This is a genomic window from Streptomyces sp. NPDC090077 (assembly GCF_044747545.1).
Taxonomy (GTDB): Bacteria; Actinomycetota; Actinomycetes; order Streptomycetales; family Streptomycetaceae; genus Streptomyces.
On record NZ_JBIVEG010000001.1, the window covers coordinates 602969 to 628374 of the forward strand.

Below are 25406 nucleotides of genomic sequence, written 5' to 3' on the forward strand. Positions count from 1 at the left end.
CACCCGACGGAAACAGTGGAGGGAGAACGCACGGATGACCAGTGTCCACATCGACGCCGGTTCCGGTACCGGGACCGAACGGGTCGGCATCGAACGGGTCGGGATCGTCGGCTGCGGGGTGATGGGATCCGGCATCGCCGAGGTCTGCGCCCGCGCCGGACTCGACGTGGTGGTCGTGGAGACGACCGCCACGGCCGCGGCCGCCGGCCTGGAGCGGGTCCTGCGCTCCCTCGGGCGCGCCACCGCCTCGGGCCGGCTCACCGCCGCCGGACGGGACGCCGCGGCCGCCCGGCTGTCGGTGACCACGGACCTGGCCCGGATGGCGGACCGGGACCTCGTCGTCGAGGCGGTCGCCGAGGACGAGCGGGCCAAGCTGGAGGTCTTCGCCCGGCTCGACGCGGTGGTGGAGCGCCCGGACGCCGTCCTGGCGACGAACACCTCCTCCCTCCCCGTCATCCGGCTGGCCGCCGCCGTCTCCCGGCCGGAACAGGTCGTCGGCCTGCACTTCTTCAACCCGGTGCCGGTGCTGCCCCTGGTCGAGCTGGTGCCCTCGCTGCTCACCGGCGAGGACACGGTCCGGCGTACGCACGCCTTCGCCTCCGCGGTGCTGGGCAAGGAGGTCGTCCGCGCGCGGGACCGCGCCGGGTTCGTCGTGAACGCGCTGCTCGTGCCGTACCTGCTGGCCGCCGTGCGGATGGCCGAGGCGGGCCGGGCCTCGGCCGAGGACATCGACCGGGGCATGACCCTGGGCTGCGCGCACCCGATGGGACCGCTCGCGCTGGCCGACCTGATCGGCCTGGACACGGTGCAGGCCATCGCCCGGTCGATGTACGCGGAGTACCGGGAGCCGCAGTACGCCCCGCCACCGCTGCTCGCCCGGATGGTCGAGGCGGGCCGGCTGGGCCGCAAGACGGGCAGGGGCTTCCACGTCTACGGCGGTCCCGGGGGCGCGCGATGAGCGAGGATGGTGGTGCGCCGGCCCGGGCAGCCGGGCGGGCCCGCCCGGTCCACGGGCGCCGACACGGGGAGCAGCCGACGTGACCAAGGCCGAGCGCGCGATCGAGACACGTGAGCGGATCCTCACGGCCGCGTGCGAGGTCATCGCGGACATCGGCTTCGAGAGCATCAGCATGCGCAAGGTCGCCGAGCACGCGGGCGTCTCGAAGGCCCTGCTCCACTACCACTTCGACACGCGGGAGAAGCTCTTCGCCGAGGCGATGACGCATTCCTTCGCCCAGACCGGCAAGGACACGGAGGCCGGCCCGGACACGGTCCCGGCCTCCGTGGCGCTGGCCCGGATCCTGCGGAGCATGCTGCCGACGGACGAGGAACTGCGCCAGGACTGGAAGCTGTGGCAGGAGCTGTGGGTGCGCGCCCAGCGCGACACGGCGGCCCGTCACCTGGCGGTCGACCTGTACGACCAGCTGCACGCGTGGGTCGGCGGCGCCGTGGAACGGGGCATCGCGTCCGGGGAGTTCACCGACTGCGACGTCGCCGCGGTGAGCACGCTGGTGCTGGCCCTGTGCGACGGCCTCGGCATCCGGCTGATGCTCGACGACCCCCGGGTGGACCTCGCCGCGGCCCGTGCGGTGATCTGGCGCGCGATCGCGCCCGCGCTCGGGATCCCGGAGGCCTTCCCGGACGTCTGAGCGGCCGTGACGCCCCCGGAGGGGTCGCACCCGCTGGCATAGGGTGCGCAGTGTGCGTGTACTTCTGGTGGAAGACGATGAGCCGATCGCCGAATCCCTGCTCCGCGGGCTGAGCCGGTACGGCTTCGACGCCGAGTGGGTCACCACGGGTGGCGCGGCCCTGGGCCATGCGGGCCCGTACGACGTGGTCCTGCTCGACCTCGGTCTCCCCGACGTCGACGGCCTCGACGTGTGCAAGGAGCTGCGCGGGCGCAGCGACGTGCCGATCATCGTGATCAGCGCGCGCAGCGACGAGACGGACCGGGTGGTCGGGCTGGAGCTCGGTGCCGACGACTACGTCTCCAAGCCCTTCGGCGTACGGGAGGTCATCGCGCGGATCCGTGCCGTGACCCGGCGCCTGCAGCCCCGTACCCCGTCAGCCCAGGAGAACCAGCCCGACCGCTACGGCGCCCGGCTCACCGTCGACCGCAAGGCCGCCCGCGTCCGGCTGGACGGCGAGGAGGTGGCGCTCGCCCCCAAGGAGTACGACCTGCTGGCCTTCCTCACCGAGGAGCCGGGCGCCCTGATGTCGCGCGAGCAGATCATGGAGGCGGTCTGGGACGCGAACTGGTTCGGCCCGACCAAGACCCTCGACGTCCACGTCGCGGCACTGCGCCGCAAGCTCGCCGGAACGATCACCATCGAGGCGGTGCGGGGGGTCGGTTTCCGGCTCGTCGTCAACGGGGACGACGACGCCCGATGATCCGCCAGCTCATCCGCAGCTACATCCTGCTCGTCGCCGTCGCGATCCTCCTGTTCACGGTCCCGGTCGCCTTCACCCTCACCGCCCAGCTGCGCGGTGACGCCGAGGTGTTCGTCAAGCGCGAGGCGACGACCATGGCGCGGCTCCTGGGCAACGCCAACGCGAGCTCCTGCCAGGCGCTGCGGGAGATGGCGCGGGCGTACGCGCAGCAGACCGGCGACCGGGTGGAGGTCACCCCCACCGCCGCCTGCACGCCGGACCCGCCCGCGCCGGCCCGCGACGCCGCCCTGGCCCGGGCCCTGAAGGACGGGGAGCCGACGACCGACTGGGGCTCGCGGTTCATCTGGGGCCGCAACCTGGTGATCACCGTGCCCGCGAAGGACCGGGGGCAGGTCGTCGGCGCCGTCCGCATCGTCTACCCGACCGGTCACCTCAACGACAGGCTCTGGACCATCTGGGGCTTCCGGGCCGGTCTCGCCGTCGCGGTGCTCGGGGTCGCCGCCGTGATCGGCGCGGTGGTGGCCCGCCGGCTGACCCGGCCGCTGCGCCAGCTCAACGACGTGGCGAGCAAGTTCAGCGACGGCGACCTGACGGCTCGGTCACCGGTGGAGGGCCCGGAGGAGACCCGGACGCTCGCCCGGACCCTGAACCAGGCGGGTGAACGCCTGGACACGCTGATCGCCTCGCAGCGCATCTTCGTCGCCGACGCCTCCCACCAGCTCCGCACCCCGCTGACGGCGCTGCGGCTCTCGCTGGACAACATCGCGGACGGCGTGGACGACGAGTTCGTGCGGGAGGACGTGGAACTGGCGACCGCGGAGGTCGTGCGGATGAGCCGGCTGGTCAACGGCCTGCTGGTGCTGGCGCGGGCGGAGGCCAAGGTGACGGCGGCGGAGCCGCTGCCGCTCATCGACATCGTGGAGGAGCGGCTCTCGGTGTGGCGTCCGGCCGCCGAGGAGCGCGCGGTCACCATCGCGTTCACGCGGAGCGCCTTCTCCGGCCCCCGGCCCACCGTCATGGCCGCCCCCGGCCATCTGGAACAGGTGCTGGACAACGTCCTGTCCAACGCCCTGGAGGTATCGCCGGACGGCAGCACCATCACCGTCCGGATCGACCCCGAGGGCACCGAGGTGCGGCTCTCCGTCATCGACGAAGGCCCCGGCATGTCCGACGCGGACAAAACCAGGGCCTTCGACCGGTTCTGGAGGGGTCAGGGCCTGACCGGCCGGGCGGGCTCGGGACTCGGCCTGGCCGTCGTCAAGCAGCTGGTGACGGACGGTGGGGGGACGGTGGTGCTGCGGGACGCTCCGGGTTCCGGCCTGTGGGTCGCCATCACCCTTCGGGCATCTTCGAGGAGTGGTGGTTGACGATCAGCCACTTGCCGTCCCGCTTCTCGTACTCGTACGTGTAGCGGGCCGCCACGGTGCTCTTCGCCCCGGTCGCGGGGTCGGTGAGGGTGAACTCGTAGACGCCCGTGTCCATGGCGGAGTCCTTGTCGAGGACGTTGACGATGCTCTGGACCTTCTTGCCGACGGGCTTCTTCTGCAGGAAGTGCTCGAAGTAGTCGACGATCTGGGCGCGGTCGGTGCGGACCTTGTTGGAGACCGTGGGCAGCAGGACGGCGTCGCCCGCGTAGAGGTCCGCCACCTTCTTGGGGTCACCGGTCTGGAGGGCCTTGTTCCAGGTGGTGAACAGTCCTTCGATCTGGGTCTTGGCGGGCCGGGGGTCCTCCTTCCGGGAGTCGGCGGTCGCCACGACGGTACCGACGGTACCGAGGACCAGGCCGGCGGCGCCGATGACGACGGCGGCACGCGTGCTGATGCTACGAACGGTCAACGCATCTCCAGTGGGTGCGGTTCGGACGGCTGCTCCCCCGCGGGGGGGGGGGGGGGGGGAAGTGCCTCCAGACTCGCGGTCCACCGGTTAGGGGTCGTGCAGGCCCCGTACAGCGCACGTCCAGGACAGAGCCAACGTTCCGACGTGGTCCGGCGACTTGTTCGCCGGACCACGTCGTTAGAATCCGCCCATGGCTCATGTTTCCGCGGCCGAGCGCCGGCCCCAGCTCGTCAAGGCCGCCATCGACCTGATGGCGAGGCAGGGCGTGGCCGCCGGGAGCACGCGGGCCATCGCCGCCGAGCTCGGTGTCGCGCAGGCCACGGTGCACTACACCTTCGGGACGAAGGAGGACCTGTACCGGGCGGTCATGGACCAGCTGACCGAGGACCTGATCGCGCAGGTGGAGCGGGCGGCCCCGGAGGACGCCGGCTTCGAGGAGACGATCGCCGCCCTGGCCGGTGCCCTGTGGCGCACGGCGTGCGAGGAGTCGGCCGACTACCAGCTGCTGACGGAGCTGTCGCTGCTGGCGCTGCGCACGCCCAAACTGAGCGAGGCCCGCCAGGGGCACTACCGCGGGGTCGTCGAGGTGACGGCCCGACTGGTGCGCGAGGCGGCGGCGCGCGCCGGGCACGAGCTCGTGCAGCCCGCGGAGACGGTCGCCCGGTTCTTCCACGCCGGCTTCGACGGGCTGACGATACAGCGCCTGTACGCACCGGACGGGGCCGCCGAGACCCTCGGGCTGCGGGCTCTGGTCTCGGCGACCACGGCCCTGGCCACGGGGCGGCTGGAGCTCGTGGACGTGCCGACGGACTGAGGCGGGGACGACGACGGCCGCGGACACGCCGTGTGTCCGCGGCCGTGGCCGTAGCCGTGGCCGTGATCAAGGGCCGGGCCGCGGTCAGCCGGCCCAGACGTCCTCGACGTAGCGGCCGGACTCGAGGAGGCCGGCCAGCCAGGCGGCGGCCTCCTCCCCCGACGACCCGGTGTGCTCGCGGTGGACCGCCGTGAAGGCCTCGCGTACCGCGGGGGCCATGCGGCGGCCGTCGCCGCAGACGTGGACCCGGCCGCCGGCCTCCAGCACGGCCCACACCTCGGCGCTCTCGCGCGCGATGCGGTCCTGGACGAAGCGGGCTCCGTCCACGGGCGCGTGCATGAAGGCCGGGCGCATGCTCACCGCCCCGGCCGCCTCGGCGGCTTCGAACTCCTCGCGGTGGAGGTAGTCGACGTCGGGGTGGTCGCAGCCGAAGTAGCACAGCAGCGTTCCGGTGGAGCGGGCGTGGAGCCGGTCGAGGACGGCACCGCGGAAGGGTGCCAGCCCGGTTCCGGCGCTGACCAGGATGACGGGCACGGCCGGGTCCTCGGGGAGGCGGAAGGAGTCGCTGCAGGGCAGCACCCGTGCCCGGAGGGTGTCGCCGGCCGTCACGGCCCCGAGGTGGTGGGAGGCGATGCCGCGGAAGGTGCCCTCCCCGGACCGGTGCGGGGCCGCGAGCAGGGACACCATCAGGTCCACCTCGCCCGGGGAGGCCGCCGCGGAGGAGGAGACCGAGTAGTGGCGCGGGCGCAGGACCGGCAGCAGTTCCAGGAAGCGCTCGAAGGGCAGTTCGCAGGCGCGGTGGGCCTCCAGCAGGTCCAGGACGCTGCGTCCGGGGACGGTCACCCGCTCGCGGAAGGTCTCGGGGTCCGCGGCGGCGAGGGCGGCCAGGGGCTGCTTCTCGGGCGGGCAGGCGGTGTGTCCGGCGAGCACGGCGAGGTGCTCCGGGGTGGCGGGGTCCTGGAGTTCCACGAAGTCGGTCAGGAGGCGGCGCAGGGTCAGCGGGCGGTCGACGGGCAGGGTGCTGCGGCCGCGGCGGCGGGCCCGCAGCCGCACCGTGCGGTCGAGGTCCAGGCCGAACCGGTCGGCGACCCGCCGGACGAGGGCGTCCGGGTTGCGCGGCAGGACGGCCAGGTGGTCGGCGGTGCGGTAGGTGACCCCGTCGGGCAGGCGCAGCTTCAGGAAGCGCTTGGAGCGGCCGAGTTCGTGCTCCGTGTCGACGAGTTCGTACGCTTCGAGCACCTGCATCGGCTGGACCCCGTGCCGCTCGGCGAGGCCGTCGAGGACCGAGCCGGGGGCGTCCTGGAGCTCGTACAGGCCCTCGCCCGCTGCCGGTCCGGCGGTGGCCGCCGGGTCGGCGTGGCGGTCCAGGAGGGCGGACCACAGGTCGGCCGTCCACCGGTCGACGGTGCCCGCGAAGTCCCCCGAGGCGTCGGCCGCGCCCCGTTCCAGCAGGGGCGTGGCGCCGGCCGCGGCCAGGCGCTCGTGGATGAGGGTGGGGACGCGCTGGTAGGTGGCCGCCCAGTTGCGGTCGCCGACGCCGAGCACCGCGTACCGGACGCCGTCCAGGGAGCCGGGCTCCAGGCCCTCCAGCGAGGCGACGAACGCGGTGGCGTCGTCGGTGGGCCTGCCGTTGTAGGAGGCGGCGACGATCACCACCGGGCCCGCGGCGGAACGCAGCCTGCCGACGTGGTCGTCGAGGGGCGCGACGGACGGGGCGAACCCGTACGCGTCGCCGTCCGCGGCCAGGTCGCGGGCGATGCCCGCGCAGGTGCCGAGGTTGGAGCCGTGCAGCAGGGTCAGCGCGGTGCCGTTCGCCCGCCGGTCCGCGGGTCCGTCCTGGGCTGCGGGGGCGCCGCCCTGGGCGGGGGCGGGGAGGCGGCGCTCCGCCGTGGTGCGGCGGACGGGCCTGAGGGTGAACCCGTCGGGCTTGATGGTGAGCGACTGCTTGATCTTCAGCTGGTAGTCGGCGTGGTCGACCAGCCGGAAGCGGTGCACCAGCAGGCCGAGCAGCAGGGTGGCCTCGTGCAGGGCGAACTGGCGCCCGATACAGGCGCGTTCGCCGTTGCCGAACGGCTTGAAGAGGTGGACGGAGCGCTCCTCCTCCCGCGCCGGGGTGAACCGCTCGGGGTCGAACAGCTCGACGTTGTCGCCCCAGGCGGGGTCGCGGTGCAGGGCCGGGGTGAGGATGGTCAGCGCCTCGCCCTTGCGCACGGCGTACCCGTCGCCGATGACGGTGTCCTCGAGCGGCTCCACGGCGAAGCCGGGTGCGGTGGGCCACAGCCGCAGGCTCTCGTTGAGCACCTGGCGGAGGTAGGTCAGCTTGCCGACGTCCCCGTAGTCGGGGTCCGGGGCGTCCTGGTCCCCCCACAGGGCGTCCACCTCGGCCTGGGCCCGCGCGAGCACCTCGGGGTGCTTGGTCAGGTAGTGCAGGGCGAAGGAGAGTGCTCCGCTGGTGGTCTCGTGGCCGGCGATGAGGAACGTGATCACCTGGTTGCGGATGTTGGTGTCGTCCAGGGGTTCGCCCGTCGCCGCGTCCCGGGTGTGCAGCATGCGGCCCAGCAGGTCGTCCGTGCGCGTGTCGCCCGAGGCCCTGCGCCGGCGGATGACCTCGTCGACGAGGCCGTTCATCAGCTCGGTGTCCCGGCGGAACTGCTCGGCCTGCCTGCGCTTGAAGATCTCCGAGCCGGGGACGGACTCGACCTTGTCCTGGGTGAAGGCGAGTGCGCGGGACATCGCGTCGACGAACGGGTGCGCCCCGTCGCGGCGGAACGACTCGAAGTCGAAGCCGAAGCCGCACAGCCCGATGGTGTCGAAGGTCAGCCGGGTCATGTCCTCGGGGACGTCGACGGGGGCCGTCCCGGCGGCCCGGTCCCAGGCGGCGATGAGGGAGCGGGCGACCCGCAGCATGGTCGCGTGGTAGTCGCGCATCGCGCCGAGCGAGAAGGCCGGCATCAGGATGTCGTGGGCCTTGCGCCAGTTCGGCTCGTGGTGGAAGGCGGTGAAGAGGCCGTCCCCGGCGATCGCCCGGACCTCGACCAGGTCCCGGTGGACGCTCTTGCGGAACCGGGTCTCGTCCGAGAGCTCCGCGACCAGGTCCAGCCCGCCGACGACGACGGTCTCGGCCCCGAAGAAGCGCAGCCGGAACAGCGGCCCGAGTTCCTTGACCTCCTTCATCAGGTGGACGAGCCCGTCGGCGCCCCCGGGCAGGTCGAGGGCGTGGCCGATCAGGGGCAGCGCCTTGCGCTCGGGTATCGGCCGGGTGGTGGCAACGGACTCGTGGGTCATCGGCATGCCTTCCGTTCCGCGTCGCATCGCGTCGTCGATCGCTTCCCCTCCACCATACGAACGACTTTGTCAGTCGACCAAGTCTGTCGATTGTGTCGATCGACACGACGGTGCGGCGGAACCGTGGGCGGGCGCCGCCCGTTCGCGGGTGCGGGTGAGGGACCCGGTCAGCCCTCGCTCCGGCCGAAGGCGAGGCCGAGGAGCCGCCGCCAGTCCACGCGCGGCGCGGGTACGGTCACCCCCGGCCGGTCGCGCGGTACGCGCACCCGCAGCGCGCCCGGCCGGACCGTGCACACCACCGGGGTGGCCATCCGCAGCGCCTCGCCGTCCACCGCCACCGGGATCTCCCGCGCGCCGGAGATCACCTCGACGCGCTGGGCCGTGGTGACCGTCAGCGCCTCGGACTGCGAGCCCCGCACGGCCAGCTCCGCGGCCGCCGCGGCGCTCTCGACCCGGATCGCCAGCACGCCCAGTTCGCCGTCCTGGAGGCTCGGCCGGCGCCCGGCACCGCCGAGGTCGTCGGGGGACACGTACGCGTTGTTGCTGATCAGCAGCGCCTGCCGGGAGGCGAGCGCGGTGCCGTCGATCCGCGCGTCGAGCCGCTGGACCCCTTCGCCGGCCAGCAGGTCCGGCATGAGGGCGAGGATCGTCCCCGCCTTGTCGTCGCGGTACTCGGGGCGCTGGACGACGTCGGCGTAGACGCCGAAGGACACGGTGTTGACGAAGGCGCGGCCCGCGACGTCGCCGAGGTCGATCCGCAGCTCCTCGCCGTCGGTCAGCGCGTCGAGGCACCGGGCGGGGTCGGACCGGTCGAGGCCGAGGTCCATGGCGAAGTGGTTGCGGGTCCCGGCGGGGACCACCAGGAACGGCAGGTCGTGCTCGGCGGCGACCGCCGCGACCAGCGCCTGCGTGCCGTCGCCCCCGGCCACCCCGAGCAGGTCCGCGCCCTCCCGCACCGCCTCCCGGGCCAGGGCCGCGACATCGGCCGGCGCCGACGGGTCGAGCAGGTGCACCCGGGCGCCCAGCTCCCGCGCGCGCTCCGCCAGCGTGAACCGGCCGACCTTCCCGCCCCCGGACTTCGGGTTCATGATCAGGTACGGCCGCTCCGGCGGAACCGCCGCGACGCCCCGCCCGGCCCGCTCGGGACGTGCCGCGCGCAGCGCACCCCGGGCGCAGGCCAGCGCGGCGCCCCAGCACAGGACCAGCACCAGCGCCGTCCGCCACAGCCCGGCGAACGCGTAGAGCACCAGGACGCCGGCGGGGGCGGCGACCGCGACGACGGCCCCGAGCAGGCGCAGCACGCCCCGGCGCGCCAGGAACCACCACGTGCCCGCCGCGAGCAGGACCAGCCCGAGCAGGCCCGCCCCGACGACCAGCAGCCCGCCCTCGCCCAGCGAGAGCACCAGCACGGCCAGGGAGCCGACTGCCGCCAGCACGGCCAGCCGGGCCAGCCACCGCGCGGCCGGTCCGGCGCCGCGGCCCGTCATCGACGTCCTCCCATGGCGTGCTCCACCTCTCGGCCGGCTCCGGTACACCAGCCTGCACCTCCCCGGGGCGCCGGGCATCCCGGCCGGCCGGTGCCCGCCGCGGCGGGGGCCTCACGCGTGGGGGCGGATCAGCGCGCCCCGCCCCCGGGGACCAGTTCGCGTTCGAGGGCGGACAGGGCGAACGCGTGCGCGGAGGTGTGCTGCCAGCGGGACCTGCCGAACATGACGTCCTCGGAGAGCCCGCTCAGCATGGCCACGGCCCGGATGGTGAACTCGGGAAGGGGCACGTCGGCGAAGTGCCCCAGGTCCCGGCCCTCGCGGACGATGGCCTCCAGGCGCTCGTCCCAGCCGTCCAGCAGCCCGGTGAGGACCTGCCGGCCCGCTTCGTCGTGGCCCTGGAGCATGACCTGCGTCCACAGGGCGTAGCGTTCGTCGCCCTGGTGGCGGGGCAGGTAGAAGCGGACGAACAGGTCCAGCTTCTCGGCCGGGGACCCGGCCTGGTCGGCGGCCTGCCGGAAGCGCTCCCAGAGGTCCGCCTGGCTCCAGGCGAGGACTTCCAGCAGCAGCCGGTCCTTCTTGCCGAAGTGGTACAGGATGTGCCCGGTGCTCATGCCGGCCCGCGCGGCGATGTCCGACATCCGCAGGCCCGCGGTGCCCTTCTCGGCTATGACGCTGATGGCGGCCCGCATGGCCCGCCCCCGCGCCCCGTCCCCGCTGGGCTGGCGCTTCCGGTCGATCGGGGCCCCGAGCGCGGGCCCGGTCTCTGACGTCGGCATGGGCTCACTTTCGGTTCCGGAAATCCAGGTCCCAGTCTAGGTTCCAAAAATCTAGATTCTTAATCTAGACTGAAAATCTAGTCAGAGCGATGGGGAGTGTGACGGCCCGCTGTGCGCGGTCGCCCCGACGGCCAGCGGCCCGCCTGTCCTCACCCACCACCCAGGAGACACCCACATGACGCGCGGATTCGATGTCGTGGAGACCTGCATCGCCGACCTGCGCGCGGCGCTGGAGAAGGGCGAGACGACCTCGGTCGGCCTGCTCGACGCCTACCTCGCGCGGATCGACGCGTACGACCGGCCCGGCACCGCCACCGCCCTGAACGCGATGGTCGTGATGAACCCGCGGGCCCGCGCGGAGGCCGAGGCCTCCGACGCCCGCCGCGCCCGCGGCGAGACGCTGGGCCCGCTCGACGGCATCCCGTACACCGCCAAGGACAGCTACCTCGCCGAGGGGCTCACGGCCGCGTCCGGCTCCCCCGCCTTCGAGCACCTCGTCGCCCAGCGCGACGCCTTCGCCATCGAGCGGCTGCGCGCGGGCGGTGCCGTCCTCATCGGCCTGACCAACATGCCGCCGATGGCGAACGGGGGCATGCAGCGCGGCGTGTACGGCCGCGCGGAGAGCCCGTACAGCGCCGACTGGCTCACCAGCGCCTACGGCTCCGGCTCCTCCAACGGCTCCGGCACCGCGACGGCGGCGTCCTTCGGCGCCTTCGGCCTCGGCGAGGAGACCTGGTCCTCGGGCCGGGCCCCCGCCTCGAACAACGCCCTGTGCGCCTACACCCCCAGCCGCGGGGTGATCTCGGTCCGCGGGAACTGGCCGCTCGTCCCGACCATGGACGTCGTCGTCCCGCACACCCGCACCATGGCCGACCTGCTCGAACTCCTCGACGTCATCGTCGCCGACGACGCGAACACGCGCGGTGACCTGTGGCGCGCCCAGCCGTGGCTGGAGCTGCCCCGGGCGTCACAGGTGCGCCCCGCCTCCTACCCGGCGCTCGCCCCCGCCGAAGCCGCGTCCGGCGCACTCGCCGGCAAGCGCGTCGGCGTGCCCCGGATGTACGTCAACGCCGACCCCGACGCCGGCACGAACCCCGACGGCGGCATCGGCGGCCAGACCGGGCAGCGCATCGACACGCGCCCCTCGGTGATCGCCCTGTGGGAGGCCGCCCGCCGGGACCTGGAGGCCGCCGGCGCCGAGGTCGTCGAGGTCGACTTCCCCGTCGTCACCAACTACGAGTCCGACCGCCCGGGAGCGCCCTCGCTGCTCACCCGCGGGCTGGTCGGCCGCGAGTACCTCACCTTCGAGATCGAGGACCTCTCCGCCTGGGCCTGGGACGACTTCCTGCGCGCCAACGGCGACCCGGCGCTCTCCACCCTCGCCGAGGTCGACGGCACCCGCATCTGGCCCAAGCAGGAGGGCGAGCTGCCCGACCGCTACGAGGGCTTCGACGACACGATCGGCGACTACCCGCGCTTCGTGCGCGAGCGTCCGTACGCCTCCCTCGCCGACATGCCGCTCCTGGAGCAGGGACTGCGCGGCCTGGAGGAGACGCGCCGCGTCGACCTGGAGCTGTGGATGGACGGCCTGGGTTTGGACGCGGTGGTCTTCCCCGCGGTCGCCGACGTCGGCCCCGCCGACATGGACGTCTCCGAGGCCTCCGCCGACCTCGGCTGGCGCAACGGCGTCTGGGTCGCCAACGGCAACCTGGTCCCCCGCCACCTGGGCATCCCGACGGTGACCGTGCCGATGGGCACCATGACGGACACCGGCATGCCCGTCGGCCTGACCTTCGCCGGCCGCGCCTACGACGACAACGCCCTGCTGTCCCTCGCCGCGGCCTTCGAGAGCACCGGCAGCCGCCGCACGGAGCCGCAGCGCACGCCGCGCCTGCCGGCCGAGTGACCCGGGGCACGCCTGCGGGCGGACCGCGACACCGCCGCGCGCGGTAGCGGTCCGCCCCAGGACTACGCGGGCAGCGCGGGGAAGACGACCACCGAGCCGTCCTCGTGGCGGGCGATGTCGATCGCCACGTCCGTCGCACGGCCGTCGAGCACGGCGCCGTCGCCCAGCGCGTGGATCCGGTGGGCCGCGCTCAGGAGCCGGTCGACCTCCCCGGTCGTGAAGACGGGCCGCAGACCGTTCGGGCGCGCCAGCTCCAGGGCCGACAGCCGCAGCAGGACGCCGGCGACGCCCGACTCCAGTTCGTCCAGCCGCTGCTGGTCGCGCTTGAGGGCACGGGTGAAGTTCTCGAAGGGATTGCCCTCGTCGCCCTGGGCGTGCTCGACGGCCTGGAGGACGACCACCCGCCGCTTCAGCGCGACGGCCAGGGCGGCGAGTTCGAGGTGCGCGCGGAACGCGCCGCCGTCCTCGTCGACTCCCGGGAACGACTTGGTCAGCGTGGCGAGTTCGACGGGCTCGCCCTCGGGCAGTGCGTCGAGCGCGCTGCGCCACCGGGCCAGCCGGCGGTCGGCCTTCCCCAGCGCCGTGTTGATGGCGTGCACCGCCGAGTCGAGCCCCAGCGAGACGCCGGGCCGGGCCTGGTCCAGGAGGATCGCGGTGGCCTTGTCGATGGCGTCCCGGCAGCCGTCGAGTTCGCTGTGCTCGTCGTCGAGCTTCTCCTCCCGGAGCTGCTCCAGCAGCTTCGTGATGTGCTCGATGGCCTGCTGTCGCCGACGGTCGGCGTGCGCGCTCACCCCCACCGCCACGGCCATCAGCACGAGCGGGGCGGCCACGGTGAGCAGCGTGCCGCCGGCGGCCGCGGCACCGGCGGTCGCACCGGCCCCGCCGACCGTACCCGCGGCGGCCGCACCGCCGACCGGCACGAACGTCGCCTGGGAGGCGATCCTGCCCGTCGTCCCGTGCACGAGCGCCCCGCGGATCCCGCCGGCCGCCCCCTTCGCCGCCATCGGGCGGACGATGCCCTGCCCGAACCGGGCGGCCACCTTCGCCGGGACCACCATGCGGTACAGGCACTCGCCGGAAGCGGTCGCCCTGGCGACGGTGAGGGAACTCCGCGCCGACTGCGTGACGAACTGCGACAGGTGCTGCGCCAGCGGACTCACCGCGTCGAGCGACATGCCGAGGCCGCGCTCGATCCGGTCGGGCAGCGGGTGCACCTCCAGGGTGACGATCGGCTCGTCGGCCAGCACGGCCAGCACGCCCCGGAGTTCGGCCAGCCGCTCGGCCGTCATCGTCTCGCCCGCCGTCAGCCCGGGCACCCGCACCTCGGCGGTCGCCAGTGTCCACACGGGCACGCTCGTCTTGCGTTCGTCAGTCATCGTCTCCCTTTTCCCTCCGGCCACAGCCTACGGCTGACGTCGCATCACGTCGGCCCGGAGGGAGAAACCGGCCCGGAGCAGGCCTCCGGGGTTCGGCTCAGGTGTCGGGTTCGGCCGCCGCGATGGCCGCCAGCGCCGAGCCCGGATCCCGTTCGACGGCAAGGTCGCCCAGCGTGACGACACCGACGAGCTCACCGTCGTCGGTCTGCACGGGCAGGCGCCTCAGCTTGTGCCGGCGCATGAGGTCGGCGGCCTCGTCGACGCCGGCTTTCGGACCGACGGTGACCGGTTCGGTGCTGCAGATCGCCTGTACCGCCGTCTCCGCGGGGTCGCGGTCCTCGGCCACGGCACGTATCACCAGGTCCCGATCGGTCAGGATGCCGCGGAGCCGGCCCTCGTCGACGACCAGCACGTCCCCGATACCGGCGTCCCGCATGATCCTGGCCGCTTCTGCGAGCGAGGTCGACTTCTCGACGGTCACGGGCCGCTCCGTCATCACCTCGTGGACTTGTCGGGTCATGGCTCCTCCGGCTGCTGACAGGGCGCCGCTGCACGGGCTCTCGCCCGGGCGCCTACCCGGCGCCGCGAGCAGTACGCCTCGCCGCACAGCCGAACCGGCGGCGTTTCGGGCGCGGAGATCGGGTTAGACGCGGTGAGACAGCGATTCCGAGCGAGGGGAGCCACGACGTGTCCGGCACGGAGAAGATGAAGGCCAAGAAGGAACAGGCCGTGGGCAAGGCCAAGGAAGCCGCGGGCCGCGCCGTCGGCAACGAGCGCCTCACCGCGAAGGGACGCGGGGAGCAGGCCATGGGCGATGCCCGCGAAGCCAAGGAAAAGATCAAGGACGCCTTGAAGGAGTAGCGCGCAGCGCACCCCCTTTCCCCGCTGCCCCGGGACATCCGTCCCGGGGCAGCGCCTCGTTCCCCGCCGTGGCGAGCGAGGAGCGGGCGGGGGCGGGGCGACGGGATTGGTCCGCACGGACCCGGGTAGGCGCCCTCCGGGACCAGAGGCGGGAGGAGGGTCTCCATGGGTGCCACGGCAGGGGGCAGCTGGTTCGACGTCGAGGTCCGGCACGTCCCGGGAGCGGTCGTCCTCAGGCTCGCGGGAGAGCTGGACCACGATACGGCCGAACCGCTGAGGGCGGCGCTCGCGGCCGTCCCCGTCGAGGGCGGCTCACGCGTGCTGGTCGACTTCTCCGACGTCGGCTTCTGCGATTCGACCGGATTGAACATCCTTCTGCAGGGTCGGCTCGCGGCCGAACGGGCCGGTGCCAGGATCGAGCTCGTCGGCCTGCGCAGGCCCGTCGAGCGACTGTTCCGGATCACCGGCGCGGACGGCCTCTTCCTCGTGCACGCCGACCTGGCGGAGGCGCTGGCAGCACCTCCGCGCCACCGGTAGGGGAGGCGCGTGATGCACGACCGCCGTTCCCCGGAACAGGGTCGGGTCCTGGTGCTCGGCGCCGGGGACGAGAACGCCGTCACCCGGTGCCGCGATTTCACCCGGCGTGCCCTGACCGACTGGGGATGCCTGCCCGCTCCGGACGCCGACGCCGAGGAGGAGGTCGAGGACGTCCTGCTGCTGGTGTCCGAGCTGGTGGCCAATGCCCGCCTGCACGGCAGCGGCCCGACCTCGCTCGTGCTCCGCCGCGCCGGTGACGGCCTGCGCGTCGAGGTGACCGACCGTAGCAGGAGCCTCCCGGTGCTGGAGCCCCGCCCGCACCCCACCCGGCCCGGAGGGCACGGGCTGCTCATCGTGGACCGGCTGGCGCGTGCCTGGGGTGCGGAGCCCCTGGACGGCGGCAAGCGCGTCTGGCTGGAGGTCTCCGCCCCCTGGGGCTGACGGGGGCGGACGCCCGGGGGTTCAGGAGCCGTCGGGTACGTGGACGTCCAGGAGGCAGATGTCGTCGTCGTGACGCGCCCTGGCCGCGGCGAGGGCGCGGGCGAGGGACTCGTCGTCCCCGTCCAGGACGAGGCGGAGGGCCGCGTCGGCGAAGCGGGCGAGGCCCTCGTCGATGTCCTCACCGGGGTCCTCGACCAGGCCGTCCGTGTAGAGCAGCAGGTGGTCGCCCGGCAGAAGATCGATCACGGCCTCTCCGTACGCCGCGTCGAAGGAGGCTCCGAGGAGGCAGCCCTCGGGCTGGGAGAGGAACTGCGCCTCGCCGCCGCGGATCAGCAGGGGCGGCAGGTGCCCGGCGCGGACCCAGCTCAGGCGCCGCCCGTCGGGCTGGTAGCGGGCCATGACCATGGTCGCGGTGGCTCCGCCCGCTTCCGTGCCGGTGTGGAGCAGCAGGGCGTTGAGCCGGTTCAGGACGGCGGGGAGCCGGGACCCCGTCACCGCCATCCCCTTCGCGGTGAACCGGAGCTGCGCCATCGTGCCGACGGCGGGCAGCCCGTGGCCGGCGACGTCTCCGACCACGAAGAGGGCGCAGCCGTCGGGGAGTTCGATGGCGCTGTACCAGTCGCCCCCCACGCTGGAGACGGTGTCGGAGGGCAGGTAGGCGACGTCGACGCACAGCCCGGCGAGTTCCAGGTTCTGCTCCGGTACGGGCAGCAGGCTCTCCCGGAGCCGGGTGGCGAGGGCGCGTTCGGCCCGGAGCATGCCGCGCTGGAGCAGGTTGGCGCGTTCGCTCTCGCCCAGGGCGATCTCGGCGCCGCGCTGGGCCGTGAGGTCCTGGAAGAAGCCGTGCACCTCGACCGGTGTGCCGTCGGCGTCCGGCTCGGCCTCCGCGACGAGCCTCAGGTGGCGCGTACCGTCCGGGGAGGTGATCCGGAACGGCTGGTCGACGGGCTCCCCGTCGGCGAGCAGCCGCTGGACCGCCGCGCCGAGCGCCGGCAGGTCCTCGGGCAGCAGGAGGCCCGGGAGTTCCTCCAGCCGGACGGGCCCGAGTGCGGGGTCCCGGCCGAAGACGGTGTAGACCTGGTCCGACCAGGTGATCCTGTCGGTCGCGAGGTGCCAGCCCGCCCAGCCGAGGTTGCCCAGGCGCTGCAGGTCCGCGAGCCTGCGGGCCTCGCGCTCGTCGGCGTCGTGGCGGATCCAGGACACCACCAGCCCGCCCCCGAGCCTCGATGCCCGGACCGAGTAGACGGACTCGCGCGGCACGCCGGCGCGCGTCTCCACGTAGGTGAAGGGGTCTCCTTCGTAGAGCACCCCGGTCGTGAGGGTGTCCAGGTATCCGTGCCACAGGTCGCTGCCGGCCACCGTGGGGTACGTTTCCAGGACGCTGCGGCCCACCAGCTCCTTTCCGCGCCGCCCCGCCACGTCGACCGATTCCGCCGCTGCCGCGTCGATCCGGAAGTCCTCCACGGTCCCGTCCGGGGCGCGCAGGGGCGTCAGCAGCACGGCCGGGCACGGCAGGACGTCGAGGACCGGCTGGATCGCCGCGACGGTCCTGTTCCCGCCGCCCGTGGCCGCCGGCAGGTCCGGGCTCGCCCCGTGCGTGCTCAGCGACTCGCCGCACATCCGGGCGGTACGGCGGAGGAGGCGCCGCGTCTCTTCGGTGAAGGGGCCCGGGTGGGTCCGGAAGAACCCGATCACCGTGGTCGCCGGGTGCTCCGAGAGCACCGGGATCCAGGCCCGGGAGGGCCACTGGCCCGGGGGGTCGCCGATGAGCAGGTAGCGCTCGGCGTCGTGCGCGGGGTCCTCCAGCCACACCGGGCGTTCCTCCGCCAGGGCGTCGAGCGCCGCGACACCGTCGATGGGCGGTACGTGGCTCCACTGCTCGGCCAGGGAGCCCTCGATGCCGGCGTGCCCGGTGAGGTCCAGGCCTCCCGCGGCCCCGCGGTCGTAGATCATGACGGCGTCCACGTGCTCGGCGTCGTTCAGCGCGTCCCGTACGAGCTGCGCCACCTCGTTCGGCGTGCGCGTCCCGGCCAGTTCGACGGCCACCCGGGCCAGGCCCGTGCGTCGGTTGAGACCGGACCGGGCCAGGGCCACGTAGCGGTCCGCGCGGAACGGCGACGGAGCCGCGTCCGCCGGGGGCTCACGGGACTCCCCCGGTTCCCGCGCCACCGTCGTCGCCCGGCCGCTGCCCGCCAGCACGAGCCAGCATTCCTCCATCAGGGTGTACCGGTGCAGCGCGGCACGCTCCTGGAGGATCTCGTACGCCTGGTCCGCGGAGACCCCGCGCTGCGCCATGACCACGCCCTTGGCCCGCTCCAGGACGGCCGTCATGGCGGAGGCCGCCTCCAGTTCCTCGGCCTCGGCACGCAGCCTTGCCACCACCTTCGCCAAGGCCAGCACCTCGGGAGAGGCTCCGCCGCCCGGTCCCACGGCCCCGTCCTCCATAGGTCGAGCATGCCACCCTCATGGCGTGGCGGCCCGCGGCTACGCGGTCAGCCCTCGGCCCGGTAGCGGCTCCGGGCCCACAGCGGCAGGACGAACCAGCACAGCAGGTACCAGGCCAGCACGCCGCCCACGAGCCAGGGAACGAAGGCGTCGTGCGTCACCACGCGCAGGACGAGGAAGAGCGCGGCGGTGCAGGTGGCGAGCAGGAGCAGGAGGCCCGTGAAGGTGAGGCGCGCGGCCCACACGACGGCCTCGGGCTTGATCCTCCGGCCCGCCACGATGCGGTGGAAGGCGACCGGCCCGATGAGCGCGCCGGTCGCGAGCGAGCCGAGCACCAGGGTCACGAGGTAGATCGTCCTGTCTGTCGGTTCGAGCCCTTGGAAGACGGGTGTGAAGGCGACCGTCAGCATGAATCCGAAGAGGATCTGCACGCCGGTCTGGGCGACGCGGATCTCCTGGATGAGCTCCTGCCACTGCCGGTCGGCACGTTCCTCCACGGTCTCGTCGCGTCCGGCCCGGGGGTCACCGGCCATGGCGCCTCCTCGCGATGTCACGTGTACGGCCGGCTTCTACCCCCGTACGGCGACCCCATGCTCCCCCGGGGCCGAGGGGCGCCCACCGGACTCCGGAGTGTTTCGTGCCGCAGGCGGGGGGCAGGCGCGCCCCGTACGGAAACCGCAACGGACCGGGAGGCCGTCATGGATGACAGCACGATCTGGACCTATGAACAGGACATCGGCCACCAGCCGGGAATCGACCTGATCGGTTACAAGGTCGAGGCGACGGACGGCCACATCGGGAAGATCGACAAGCACTCCGAGGACGTGGCCGCGTCGTACCTCGTCGTGGACACCGGCGTGTGGATCTTCGGCAAGCACGTACTGCTCCCGGCCGGCACCATCCGCCTGATCGACACCACCGAGGAGAAGGTCTACGTCAACCGCACGAAGGAGCAGATCAAGAACGCTCCCGAGTTCGACGAGGGCAAGTACACCACTGCCGAGCCCACCTATCTGGAACAGTTCGGCCACTATTACGGCCAGCCCCACATGTAGCGGGCGGGGCGGGCGACGGGGGCCGGCGTCAGCGCGCGTCGGCCGTGATGCGGAAGCGCAGCCGGCAGATGACGGCGTCGGTGTCGCGGCGGACCGCGTGGGCGACGACGGAGCCGCGCTGGTTCTGGAGCATCCGCTGCCACAGGCGGGCGGGTTCGGTCTCCGGGATGAGCACGGTCACCTGGGCGTCCGGGTGGGCCTGCGCGAGCTTGCGCACGTACGCCGACAGCGGGCGGCCGAGCGAGCGGGTCTCCGAGGAGAGCTCGACCAGCTCGACGCCGGGCTTCCACAACTCCCAGTCCCGCCTGAGGGCTTCCGCCCCCCGCCGGTCCTCGGGAGCCGGGTGGGTGACGGTCACGGCGAGCACGTCGTCGCCGAGCGAACGGGCGGCGCTCAGGGCCTGGCTGGTCAGCCGGGACAGACCGGAGACGGGGACGACGACCACGGACCGGGTGCGCCGCGGGGCCTGCGGGATCCTGCCGAGCTCCAGGCGTTCGCCGATCTCCGCGTAGGCACGGTGGACCTGCTCGAACCCGAGGACGAGCAGGGGCAGCGCGACCACGATCAGCCAGGCGCCCTCGGTGAACTTCGTGGCGGTGACCACGACCGCCGAGACACCGGTCAGCAGAGCGCCGAAGCCGTTCAGGGCCGCCTTCGCCCGCCAGCCGCGCGGGCGTTCCCCCGACCAGTGCCGGACCATGCCGACCTGGCAGATGGTGAAGCCGACGAACACGCCGATCGCGAAGAGCGGGACGAGGGTGTTGGTGTCGCCACCGGAGAACACCAGCAGCGCGGCGGAGACGAGGGCCAGCCAGACCACTCCGTGGCGGTGCACCTGGCGGTCGGCCTTGAGGGCGAAGACGTGCGGCAGGTGGTGGTCACGGGCCAGCAGGCTCATCAGGACGGGCAGGCCGCCGAAGGAGGTGTTCGCGGCGAGCGCGAGCAGCACCATCGTGGCGAACTGGACGACGTAGAAGGCGGCGCCGTGCCCGAAGGAGGCGTCCGCGAGCTGGGCGAGGACGGTCACGCCCTCGACCGGCTGGAGGTGGAAGCGTCCGATGAGGACCGACAGGCCGATCAGCATCACGCCCAGGAGCGCGCCGAGGGCGACTTCGGTGCGCTGGGCACGGCGGGCGGCCGGGGCCCGGAAGGACGGCACGGCGTTGGCGACGGCCTCGACTCCGGTCAGCGCCGAGCAGCCGGCGGCGAAGGCCTTGAGCAGCAGGAGCGCGCCCACCGTGGTCGCGCCCTCGCCGAGGGCCGAGGCGTGCCCGGCGGCGGACGCGGTGCTGACGGGGCCGTCGCGGAAGAGCCCGACGACGACCATCGCGAGGATCGAGCCGACGAACACGGCGGTGGGCACGAGGAACGCCTTGGCGGATTCCACCACCCCGCGCAGGTTCACCGCGGTGACCAGGACCAGGATGCCCAGGCAGATCCACACCCGGTCCGCGTACAGCCCGGGGAACGCCGAGGTCAGGGCCGCCACACCGGCGGTGACGGACACGGCCACGTTCAGGACGTAGTCCAGGATCAGCGAGGCGGCGGCGACCAGGCTCGTACGCCGGCCCAGGTGGCGCTTGGCGACGGCGTACGAGCCGCCCCCGTCCGGGAACGCGGCGATCACCTGCCGGTACGAGGCCACCAGCACCGCGAGGAGCGCGGCGATCGCCAGGGTGACGGGGAGCGTGAAGCCCATGCCGTGGGCGCCGGCCGCGGCCAGGACGAGCACGATCGACTCCGGCCCGTACGCGACGGACGCCATCGCGTCCAGTGACAGCGCGGCCAGCCCCTGGAGGGCGGTCAGCCGGTGGCGGTCGGCCGCCGCGGGTGTGCGGACGCCGGTGTCGGGCGGTTCCTCCGGGCCCGGGGCCTGTCCTGCCGTGACCGTCTTTGCCATGTCCATGGACATCTCTCGCCGTTCCTCCGTTGTGCAAGGTGAGGAAAGCGTCGGAATTCCACGGCCGGTCCGCCAGTGTTCTTGACGTGGTCCATACGGCTACCGCCCCGGTCCTCACGCGTCCTTGATGCCGCGGAGGGAGCGTCGTACGAGGTGCGTCAAGACCTCGTCAGGACGTGGGGCCGCCCCGTCGGCCGGTCTCCGCCGCCCCGTCCCGTCAGGGCGGCGTTAAGAGTCCCCGTGCACCCGTATGGAGCCCGTCAAGGTCCCTTAACGCCGGGCTGAAGACACGGTTATGTCGTCATCGGCCAGCTGGCCGATTCATTTCTTCCCACTTCACTCAGGAGCTAGCGATGGCCGATCTGGCCTTCGTCGTCACCACGGTCGCGGTGTTCGCGCTGGTGGCCCTCATCGCCAGGGGGGTGACCAAGCTGTGACTGCCGAGAACATCGTCGGCCTCCTCGTGGCCGTCGCCCTGCTGGGCTACCTCGTCCTCGCCCTCGTCAAGCCGGAGAGGTTCTGAGCGCCGACATGAGCCCCGTAACCGCTGGTGTGCTCCAGCTCCTGGCACTGATCGCCGCCCTGGCCCTCGCGTACCGCCCGCTCGGCGACCACATGGCCCGGGTCTACTCCTCCGAGAAGCACTACAAGCCGGAGAAGTGGATCTACAAGGCGATCGGCGCCGACCCGAACGCCGAAATGCGCTGGCCCGCCTACCTGCGCGGCGTCCTCGCCTTCTCCGCGGTGAGCGTCCTGTTCCTCTACGCCCTCCAGCGCGCCCAGGGGATCCTGCCCGGCTCGCTCGGCTTCCAGGCGATCGACCCGGACCAGGCCTTCAACACCGCCGCGTCCTTCGTGGCGAACACCAACTGGCAGTCGTACGCGGGCGAGCAGGCCATGGGCCACGTCGTGCAGACCGGCGGCCTGGCGGTGCAGAACTTCGTCTCCGCCGCCGTCGGCATGGCCGTGGCCGTCGCCCTCGTACGGGGCTTCGCCCGCTCCCGCACCGGTGAACTCGGCAACTTCTGGGCCGACCTGGTGCGCGGCACCGTCCGCATCCTGGTCCCGATCTCCGTCATCGGCGCCCTGGTGCTGGTCGCGTGCGGTGCCATCCAGAACTTCTCCGGGATCCACGAGGTCGGGCAGTTCCTCGGCGGCACCCAGCAGTGGAACGGCGGCGCGGTCGCCTCCCAGGAGGTCATCAAGGAACTCGGGACGAACGGCGGCGGCTACTTCAACGCCAACTCCGCCCACCCCTTCGAGAACCCCACCCCCTTCTCCAACCTGTTCGAGGTCTTCCTGATCCTCGTCATCCCCTTCGCGCTGACCCGCACCTTCGGCCGCATGGTCGGAAGCCTGCGCCAGGGCTACGCGATCCTCGCGACGATGGCCACCATCTGGATCGGCTTCACCGCCCTGATGATGTGGACCGAGTTCGCCCACCACGGCCCCGCCTTCGACGTCGCCGGCGGGGCGATGGAGGGCAAGGAGACCCGCTTCGGCATCGCCGGATCCGCGATCTTCTCCGTCGCCACCACGCTCACCTCCACCGGTGCCGTCAACTCCTTCCACTCCTCCTACACCGGCCTGGGCGGCGGCATCCAGCTGCTGGGCATGCAGCTCGGCGAGATCGCCCCGGGCGGTGTCGGCTCCGGCCTCTACGGCATGCTCGTCATGGCGATCATCGCCGTGTTCATCGCCGGCCTGATGGTCGGCCGCACCCCCGAGTACCTCGGCAAGAAGATCGGCACCCGCGAGATCAAGTTCGCGGCCTGCTACATCCTGATCACCCCGGCCCTGGTCCTCGGCTTCACGGCCGCGGCCATGGCCCTGCCGACCCCGCCGCACTCCATGCTGAACTCCGGCGCGCACGGCTTCTCCGAGGTCCTGTACGCCTACACCTCCGGCGCCAACAACAACGGCTCCGCCTTCGGCGGCCTGAACGCCGACACGCAGTGGTTCAACAGCACCATCGGCATCGCGATGCTGCTCGGCCGCTTCCTGCCGATGGTGTTCGTCCTGGCGCTGGCCGGCTCGCTCGCCGAGCAGAAGCCCGTCCCCGAGACCGCGGGCACGCTCCGTACCGACAAGCCGCTCTACACCGGCCTGCTCGTCGGCACGATCCTCATCGTCACCGGTCTGACCTACTTCCCCGCCCTCGCGCTGGGGCCGCTCGCCGAAGGGCTCGCATCATGAGCACCGCCACTGAGACCCGTGCTCCGCACGAGGACCTGCCCACCGGCCACAAGCCGCCGGCCGGCCGCGTCGGCGGAGGGCTCTTCGACCCCAAGCAGCTGCTGAAGTCCTTCCCGGACGCGGTGAAGAAGCTCGACCCGCGCGTCATGATCAAGTCGCCGGTCATGTTCGTCGTCCTCGTCGGGTCGGTGGTCACCACCGTCCTCGCCCTCAAGGACCCGGCGGACTGGTTCGGCTGGGCGATCACCGCCTGGCTGTGGCTGACCACGATCTTCGCGAACCTGGCGGAGGCCGTCGCCGAGGGCCGGGGCAAGGCCCAGGCCGACACCCTGCGCAAGGCCAAGACCGATTCCGTCGCCCGCCGTCTGAAGGCGGACGGCGGCGAGGAGTCCGTCGCGGGCACCGAGCTGAGGATCGGCGACCTGGTGGTCTGCGAGGCCGGGGACGTCATCCCCGGCGACGGTGACGTCGTCGAAGGCGTCGCCTCGGTCGACGAGTCGGCCATCACCGGCGAATCGGCGCCGGTGATCCGCGAGTCGGGCGGCGACCGCTCGGCCGTGACCGGCGGCACGAAGGTGCTCTCCGACCGGGTGGTCATCAAGATCACGACGAAGCCCGGCGAGACCTTCATCGACCGCATGATCGCGCTCGTCGAGGGCGCCGCCCGGCAGAAGACGCCGAACGAGATCGCGCTGAACATCCTCCTGGCGTCCCTCACGATCGTCTTCCTGCTGGCCGTCGTCACCCTCCAGCCCTTCGCCATCTACGCGGGCGCCGAACAGTCGATGATCGTGCTGACCGCGCTGCTGGTCTGCCTCATCCCGACCACCATCGGGGCGCTGCTGTCCGCGATCGGCATCGCCGGCATGGACCGGCTGGTCCAGCGCAACGTCCTGGCCATGTCCGGGCGCGCGGTGGAAGCCGCCGGTGACGTCTCGACGCTGCTGCTCGACAAGACCGGCACGATCACCCTCGGCAACCGCCAGGCCTCCGAGTTCGTCCCCGTCCAGGGCACCACCGAGGCCGAGCTGGCGGACGCCGCCCAGCTGTCCTCCCTCGCGGACGAGACCCCCGAGGGACGTTCCATCGTCGTCCTGGCGAAGGAGAAGTACGGCCTCCGCGAGCGCCACCAGGGCGAGCTGTCCCACGCGGAGTGGATCGCCTTCACCGCCCAGACCCGCATGTCCGGCGTCGACGTCGACGGCAGGCAGACCCGCAAGGGCGCCGCCGGCTCCGTCATCACCTGGGTCGAGGAGCAGGGCGGCGAGGTCGCCGACGACGCCGACACCCTCGCCAACCGCATCTCCGAGGCCGGCGGCACCCCGCTCCTCGTCGCCGTCAAGGACGACAAGGGCGCCCGCGTCCTCGGTGTCATCCACCTCAAGGACGTCGTCAAGGAGGGCATGCGCGAGCGGTTCGACGAGCTGCGCCGCATGGGCATCAAGACCGTCATGATCACCGGTGACAACCCGCTCACCGCGAAGGCCATCGCGGAGGAGGCCGGTGTCGACGACTTCCTCGCCGAGGCCACTCCCGAGGACAAGATGGCCCTCATCAAGCGGGAGCAGGCCGGCGGCAAGCTCGTCGCGATGACCGGCGACGGAACCAACGACGCCCCCGCCCTCGCCCAGGCCGACGTCGGCGTCGCGATGAACACGGGCACCTCGGCCGCCAAGGAGGCCGGGAACATGGTGGACCTGGACTCCAACCCCACCAAGCTCATCGAGATCGTGGAGATCGGCAAGCAGCTCCTGATCACCCGCGGAGCCCTGACGACGTTCTCCATCGCCAACGACGTGGCCAAGTACTTCGCGATCATCCCCGCGATGTTCGCGGTGGTCTACCCGGGCCTGGACAAGCTCAACATCATGGGCCTGCACTCCCCCGAGTCGGCCATCCTCTCCGCCGTGATCTTCAACGCGCTGATCATCATCGCCCTCGTGCCGCTCGCCCTCAAGGGCGTCCAGTACAAGCCGACCAGCGCCGACAAGATGCTCCGCCGCAACCTCGGCCTCTACGGACTCGGCGGCCTGATCGCCCCGTTCATCGGCATCAAGCTCATCGACCTCCTCATCACCCTCATCCCCGGAATCGGCTGAG

General features: G+C 72.7%; 22 protein-coding genes. 13 read left to right on the forward strand and 9 right to left on the reverse strand.

The genetic code is table 11. The features are described from left to right. The first annotated feature begins 34 nt into the window (after positions 1 to 34). The 4 genes from ACIPW5_RS02655 to ACIPW5_RS02670 all read left to right on the forward strand — a co-directional run bounded on the left by ACIPW5_RS02655 (position 35) and on the right by ACIPW5_RS02670 (position 3758). Positions 35 to 958, forward strand: coding sequence for a 3-hydroxybutyryl-CoA dehydrogenase (locus ACIPW5_RS02655; protein WP_401239322.1), 924 nt, complete (start codon positions 35 to 37; stop codon positions 956 to 958). 79 nt (positions 959 to 1037) lie between these two features. Next, positions 1038 to 1649 (forward strand): TetR/AcrR family transcriptional regulator, encoded by a 612-nt coding sequence (locus ACIPW5_RS02660; protein WP_401239324.1) that lies wholly within the window; start codon positions 1038 to 1040, stop codon positions 1647 to 1649. Between the two features lie 52 nt (positions 1650 to 1701). Continuing rightward, positions 1702 to 2391: a response regulator transcription factor gene (locus tag ACIPW5_RS02665; protein WP_401239327.1), complete on the forward strand. Its 690-nt coding sequence runs from the start codon at positions 1702 to 1704 to the stop codon at positions 2389 to 2391. Further along, positions 2388 to 3758, forward strand: coding sequence for a sensor histidine kinase (locus tag ACIPW5_RS02670; RefSeq protein ID WP_401239330.1), 1371 nt, complete (start codon positions 2388 to 2390; stop codon positions 3756 to 3758). The genes ACIPW5_RS02665 and ACIPW5_RS02670 overlap by 4 nt, the downstream gene beginning before the upstream one ends. Here ACIPW5_RS02670 and ACIPW5_RS02675 read toward each other — a convergent pair. Then, the gene (locus tag ACIPW5_RS02675; RefSeq protein ID WP_401239333.1) at positions 3724 to 4227 is read right to left on the reverse strand and encodes an SgcJ/EcaC family oxidoreductase; all 504 of its coding nucleotides are present in this window, start codon (positions 4225 to 4227) and stop codon (positions 3724 to 3726) included. The two genes, ACIPW5_RS02670 and ACIPW5_RS02675, sit on opposite strands and share 35 nt — an antisense overlap. Positions 4228 to 4417: 190 nt before the next feature. On the opposite strand from ACIPW5_RS02675, the gene ACIPW5_RS02680 reads away from it, so the two are divergent. Then, a complete protein-coding gene (locus tag ACIPW5_RS02680) occupies positions 4418 to 5041 on the forward strand; it encodes a TetR/AcrR family transcriptional regulator (protein ID WP_401239336.1) in 624 nt (207 codons plus the stop codon). A gap of 84 nt (positions 5042 to 5125) precedes the next feature. Here ACIPW5_RS02680 and ACIPW5_RS02685 read toward each other — a convergent pair whose 3' ends face one another. The 3 genes from ACIPW5_RS02685 to ACIPW5_RS02695 form a co-directional block, all read right to left on the reverse strand. Continuing rightward, complete coding sequence (locus ACIPW5_RS02685) at positions 5126 to 8326, reverse strand: cytochrome P450 (RefSeq protein ID WP_401239339.1); 3201 nt, start codon at positions 8324 to 8326, stop codon at positions 5126 to 5128. A gap of 167 nt (positions 8327 to 8493) precedes the next feature. Further along, the gene (locus ACIPW5_RS02690; RefSeq protein WP_401239342.1) at positions 8494 to 9813 is read right to left on the reverse strand and encodes a diacylglycerol/lipid kinase family protein; all 1320 of its coding nucleotides are present in this window, start codon (positions 9811 to 9813) and stop codon (positions 8494 to 8496) included. A 128-nt stretch (positions 9814 to 9941) separates the two neighbouring features. Then, positions 9942 to 10589 (reverse strand): TetR/AcrR family transcriptional regulator, encoded by a 648-nt coding sequence (locus tag ACIPW5_RS02695; RefSeq protein WP_401239344.1) that lies wholly within the window; start codon positions 10587 to 10589, stop codon positions 9942 to 9944. A gap of 175 nt (positions 10590 to 10764) precedes the next feature. On the opposite strand from ACIPW5_RS02695, the gene ACIPW5_RS02700 reads away from it, so the two are divergent. Beyond that, positions 10765 to 12495, forward strand: coding sequence for an amidase (locus ACIPW5_RS02700; protein WP_401239347.1), 1731 nt, complete (start codon positions 10765 to 10767; stop codon positions 12493 to 12495). 62 nt (positions 12496 to 12557) lie between these two features. On the opposite strand, the gene ACIPW5_RS02705 is transcribed toward ACIPW5_RS02700, so the two are convergent. Continuing rightward, complete coding sequence (locus tag ACIPW5_RS02705; RefSeq protein WP_401239350.1) at positions 12558 to 13871, reverse strand: hypothetical protein; 1314 nt, start codon at positions 13869 to 13871, stop codon at positions 12558 to 12560. Between the two features lie 97 nt (positions 13872 to 13968). Beyond that, positions 13969 to 14391 (reverse strand): CBS domain-containing protein, encoded by a 423-nt coding sequence (locus tag ACIPW5_RS02710; protein ID WP_401239353.1) that lies wholly within the window; start codon positions 14389 to 14391, stop codon positions 13969 to 13971. 167 nt (positions 14392 to 14558) lie between these two features. Between ACIPW5_RS02710 and ACIPW5_RS02715 the strand changes: the two genes are divergently transcribed. The 3 genes from ACIPW5_RS02715 (at position 14559) to ACIPW5_RS02725 (ending at position 15710) form a co-directional block, all read left to right on the forward strand. Next, complete coding sequence (locus tag ACIPW5_RS02715) at positions 14559 to 14732, forward strand: CsbD family protein (RefSeq protein ID WP_401239356.1); 174 nt, start codon at positions 14559 to 14561, stop codon at positions 14730 to 14732. A gap of 165 nt (positions 14733 to 14897) precedes the next feature. Then, positions 14898 to 15269, forward strand: a complete 372-nt coding sequence (locus ACIPW5_RS02720; RefSeq protein ID WP_401239358.1) for an STAS domain-containing protein — start codon at positions 14898 to 14900, stop codon at positions 15267 to 15269. Between the two features lie 12 nt (positions 15270 to 15281). Continuing rightward, positions 15282 to 15710: an ATP-binding protein gene (locus ACIPW5_RS02725; RefSeq protein WP_401239361.1), complete on the forward strand. Its 429-nt coding sequence runs from the start codon at positions 15282 to 15284 to the stop codon at positions 15708 to 15710. 21 nt (positions 15711 to 15731) lie between these two features. Here ACIPW5_RS02725 and ACIPW5_RS02730 read toward each other — a convergent pair whose 3' ends face one another. Continuing rightward, positions 15732 to 18155, reverse strand: a complete 2424-nt coding sequence (locus ACIPW5_RS02730) for a SpoIIE family protein phosphatase (protein ID WP_401239364.1) — start codon at positions 18153 to 18155, stop codon at positions 15732 to 15734. 47 nt (positions 18156 to 18202) lie between these two features. Next, a complete protein-coding gene (locus ACIPW5_RS02735) occupies positions 18203 to 18688 on the reverse strand; it encodes a DUF6328 family protein (protein WP_401239367.1) in 486 nt (161 codons plus the stop codon). Positions 18689 to 18853: 165 nt separating this feature from the next. Here ACIPW5_RS02735 and ACIPW5_RS02740 point away from each other — a divergent pair, with 165 nt between their 5' ends. Continuing rightward, positions 18854 to 19210, forward strand: a complete 357-nt coding sequence (locus ACIPW5_RS02740; RefSeq protein WP_401239370.1) for a PRC-barrel domain-containing protein — start codon at positions 18854 to 18856, stop codon at positions 19208 to 19210. Between the two features lie 28 nt (positions 19211 to 19238). Here the strand turns inward: ACIPW5_RS02740 and ACIPW5_RS02745 are convergent, their stop codons facing one another. Further along, a complete protein-coding gene (locus tag ACIPW5_RS02745) occupies positions 19239 to 21122 on the reverse strand; it encodes an APC family permease (protein WP_401239373.1) in 1884 nt (627 codons plus the stop codon). Between the two features lie 421 nt (positions 21123 to 21543). Here ACIPW5_RS02745 and kdpF point away from each other — a divergent pair, with 421 nt between their 5' ends. The 3 genes from kdpF to kdpB are packed head-to-tail and all read left to right on the forward strand — an operon-like array spanning position 21544 to position 25405. After that, positions 21544 to 21633, forward strand: a complete 90-nt coding sequence (gene kdpF, locus ACIPW5_RS02750; RefSeq protein ID WP_266387857.1) for a K(+)-transporting ATPase subunit F — start codon at positions 21544 to 21546, stop codon at positions 21631 to 21633. Positions 21634 to 21641: 8 nt separating this feature from the next. Next, on the forward strand, positions 21642 to 23306 hold the full coding sequence (kdpA, locus tag ACIPW5_RS02755) for a potassium-transporting ATPase subunit KdpA (protein ID WP_401239375.1): 1665 nt from the start codon (positions 21642 to 21644) through the stop codon (positions 23304 to 23306). Next, entirely contained in the window at positions 23303 to 25405 is a 2103-nt protein-coding gene (kdpB, locus tag ACIPW5_RS02760) for a potassium-transporting ATPase subunit KdpB (RefSeq protein WP_401239378.1), read from the forward strand. The genes kdpA and kdpB overlap by 4 nt, the downstream gene beginning before the upstream one ends. Position 25406 lies beyond the last annotated feature (1 nt).

Excerpts from the sequence above, each read along its gene's own strand:
- ACIPW5_RS02730 (WP_401239364.1), bottom strand. The coding sequence starts at position 18,155 with ATGGAGGACGGGGCCGTGGGACCGGGCGGCGGAGCCTCTCCCGAGGTG.
- ACIPW5_RS02725 (WP_401239361.1), top strand. The coding sequence starts at position 15,282 with ATGCACGACCGCCGTTCCCCGGAACAGGGTCGGGTCCTGGTGCTCGGC.
- ACIPW5_RS02705 (WP_401239350.1), bottom strand. The coding sequence starts at position 13,871 with ATGACTGACGAACGCAAGACGAGCGTGCCCGTGTGGACACTGGCGACC.
- ACIPW5_RS02720 (WP_401239358.1), top strand. The coding sequence starts at position 14,898 with ATGGGTGCCACGGCAGGGGGCAGCTGGTTCGACGTCGAGGTCCGGCAC.
- kdpA (WP_401239375.1), top strand. The coding sequence starts at position 21,642 with ATGAGCCCCGTAACCGCTGGTGTGCTCCAGCTCCTGGCACTGATCGCC.
- ACIPW5_RS02700 (WP_401239347.1), top strand. The coding sequence starts at position 10,765 with ATGACGCGCGGATTCGATGTCGTGGAGACCTGCATCGCCGACCTGCGC.
- ACIPW5_RS02745 (WP_401239373.1), bottom strand. The coding sequence starts at position 21,122 with ATGTCCATGGACATGGCAAAGACGGTCACGGCAGGACAGGCCCCGGGC.
- ACIPW5_RS02685 (WP_401239339.1), bottom strand. The coding sequence starts at position 8,326 with ATGACCCACGAGTCCGTTGCCACCACCCGGCCGATACCCGAGCGCAAG.
- ACIPW5_RS02695 (WP_401239344.1), bottom strand. The coding sequence starts at position 10,589 with ATGCCGACGTCAGAGACCGGGCCCGCGCTCGGGGCCCCGATCGACCGG.
- ACIPW5_RS02680 (WP_401239336.1), top strand. The coding sequence starts at position 4,418 with ATGGCTCATGTTTCCGCGGCCGAGCGCCGGCCCCAGCTCGTCAAGGCC.
- ACIPW5_RS02735 (WP_401239367.1), bottom strand. The coding sequence starts at position 18,688 with ATGGCCGGTGACCCCCGGGCCGGACGCGACGAGACCGTGGAGGAACGT.
- ACIPW5_RS02655 (WP_401239322.1), top strand. The coding sequence starts at position 35 with ATGACCAGTGTCCACATCGACGCCGGTTCCGGTACCGGGACCGAACGG.
- ACIPW5_RS02690 (WP_401239342.1), bottom strand. The coding sequence starts at position 9,813 with ATGACGGGCCGCGGCGCCGGACCGGCCGCGCGGTGGCTGGCCCGGCTG.
- ACIPW5_RS02710 (WP_401239353.1), bottom strand. The coding sequence starts at position 14,391 with ATGACCCGACAAGTCCACGAGGTGATGACGGAGCGGCCCGTGACCGTC.
- kdpB (WP_401239378.1), top strand. The coding sequence starts at position 23,303 with ATGAGCACCGCCACTGAGACCCGTGCTCCGCACGAGGACCTGCCCACC.
- ACIPW5_RS02670 (WP_401239330.1), top strand. The coding sequence starts at position 2,388 with ATGATCCGCCAGCTCATCCGCAGCTACATCCTGCTCGTCGCCGTCGCG.
- ACIPW5_RS02740 (WP_401239370.1), top strand. The coding sequence starts at position 18,854 with ATGGATGACAGCACGATCTGGACCTATGAACAGGACATCGGCCACCAG.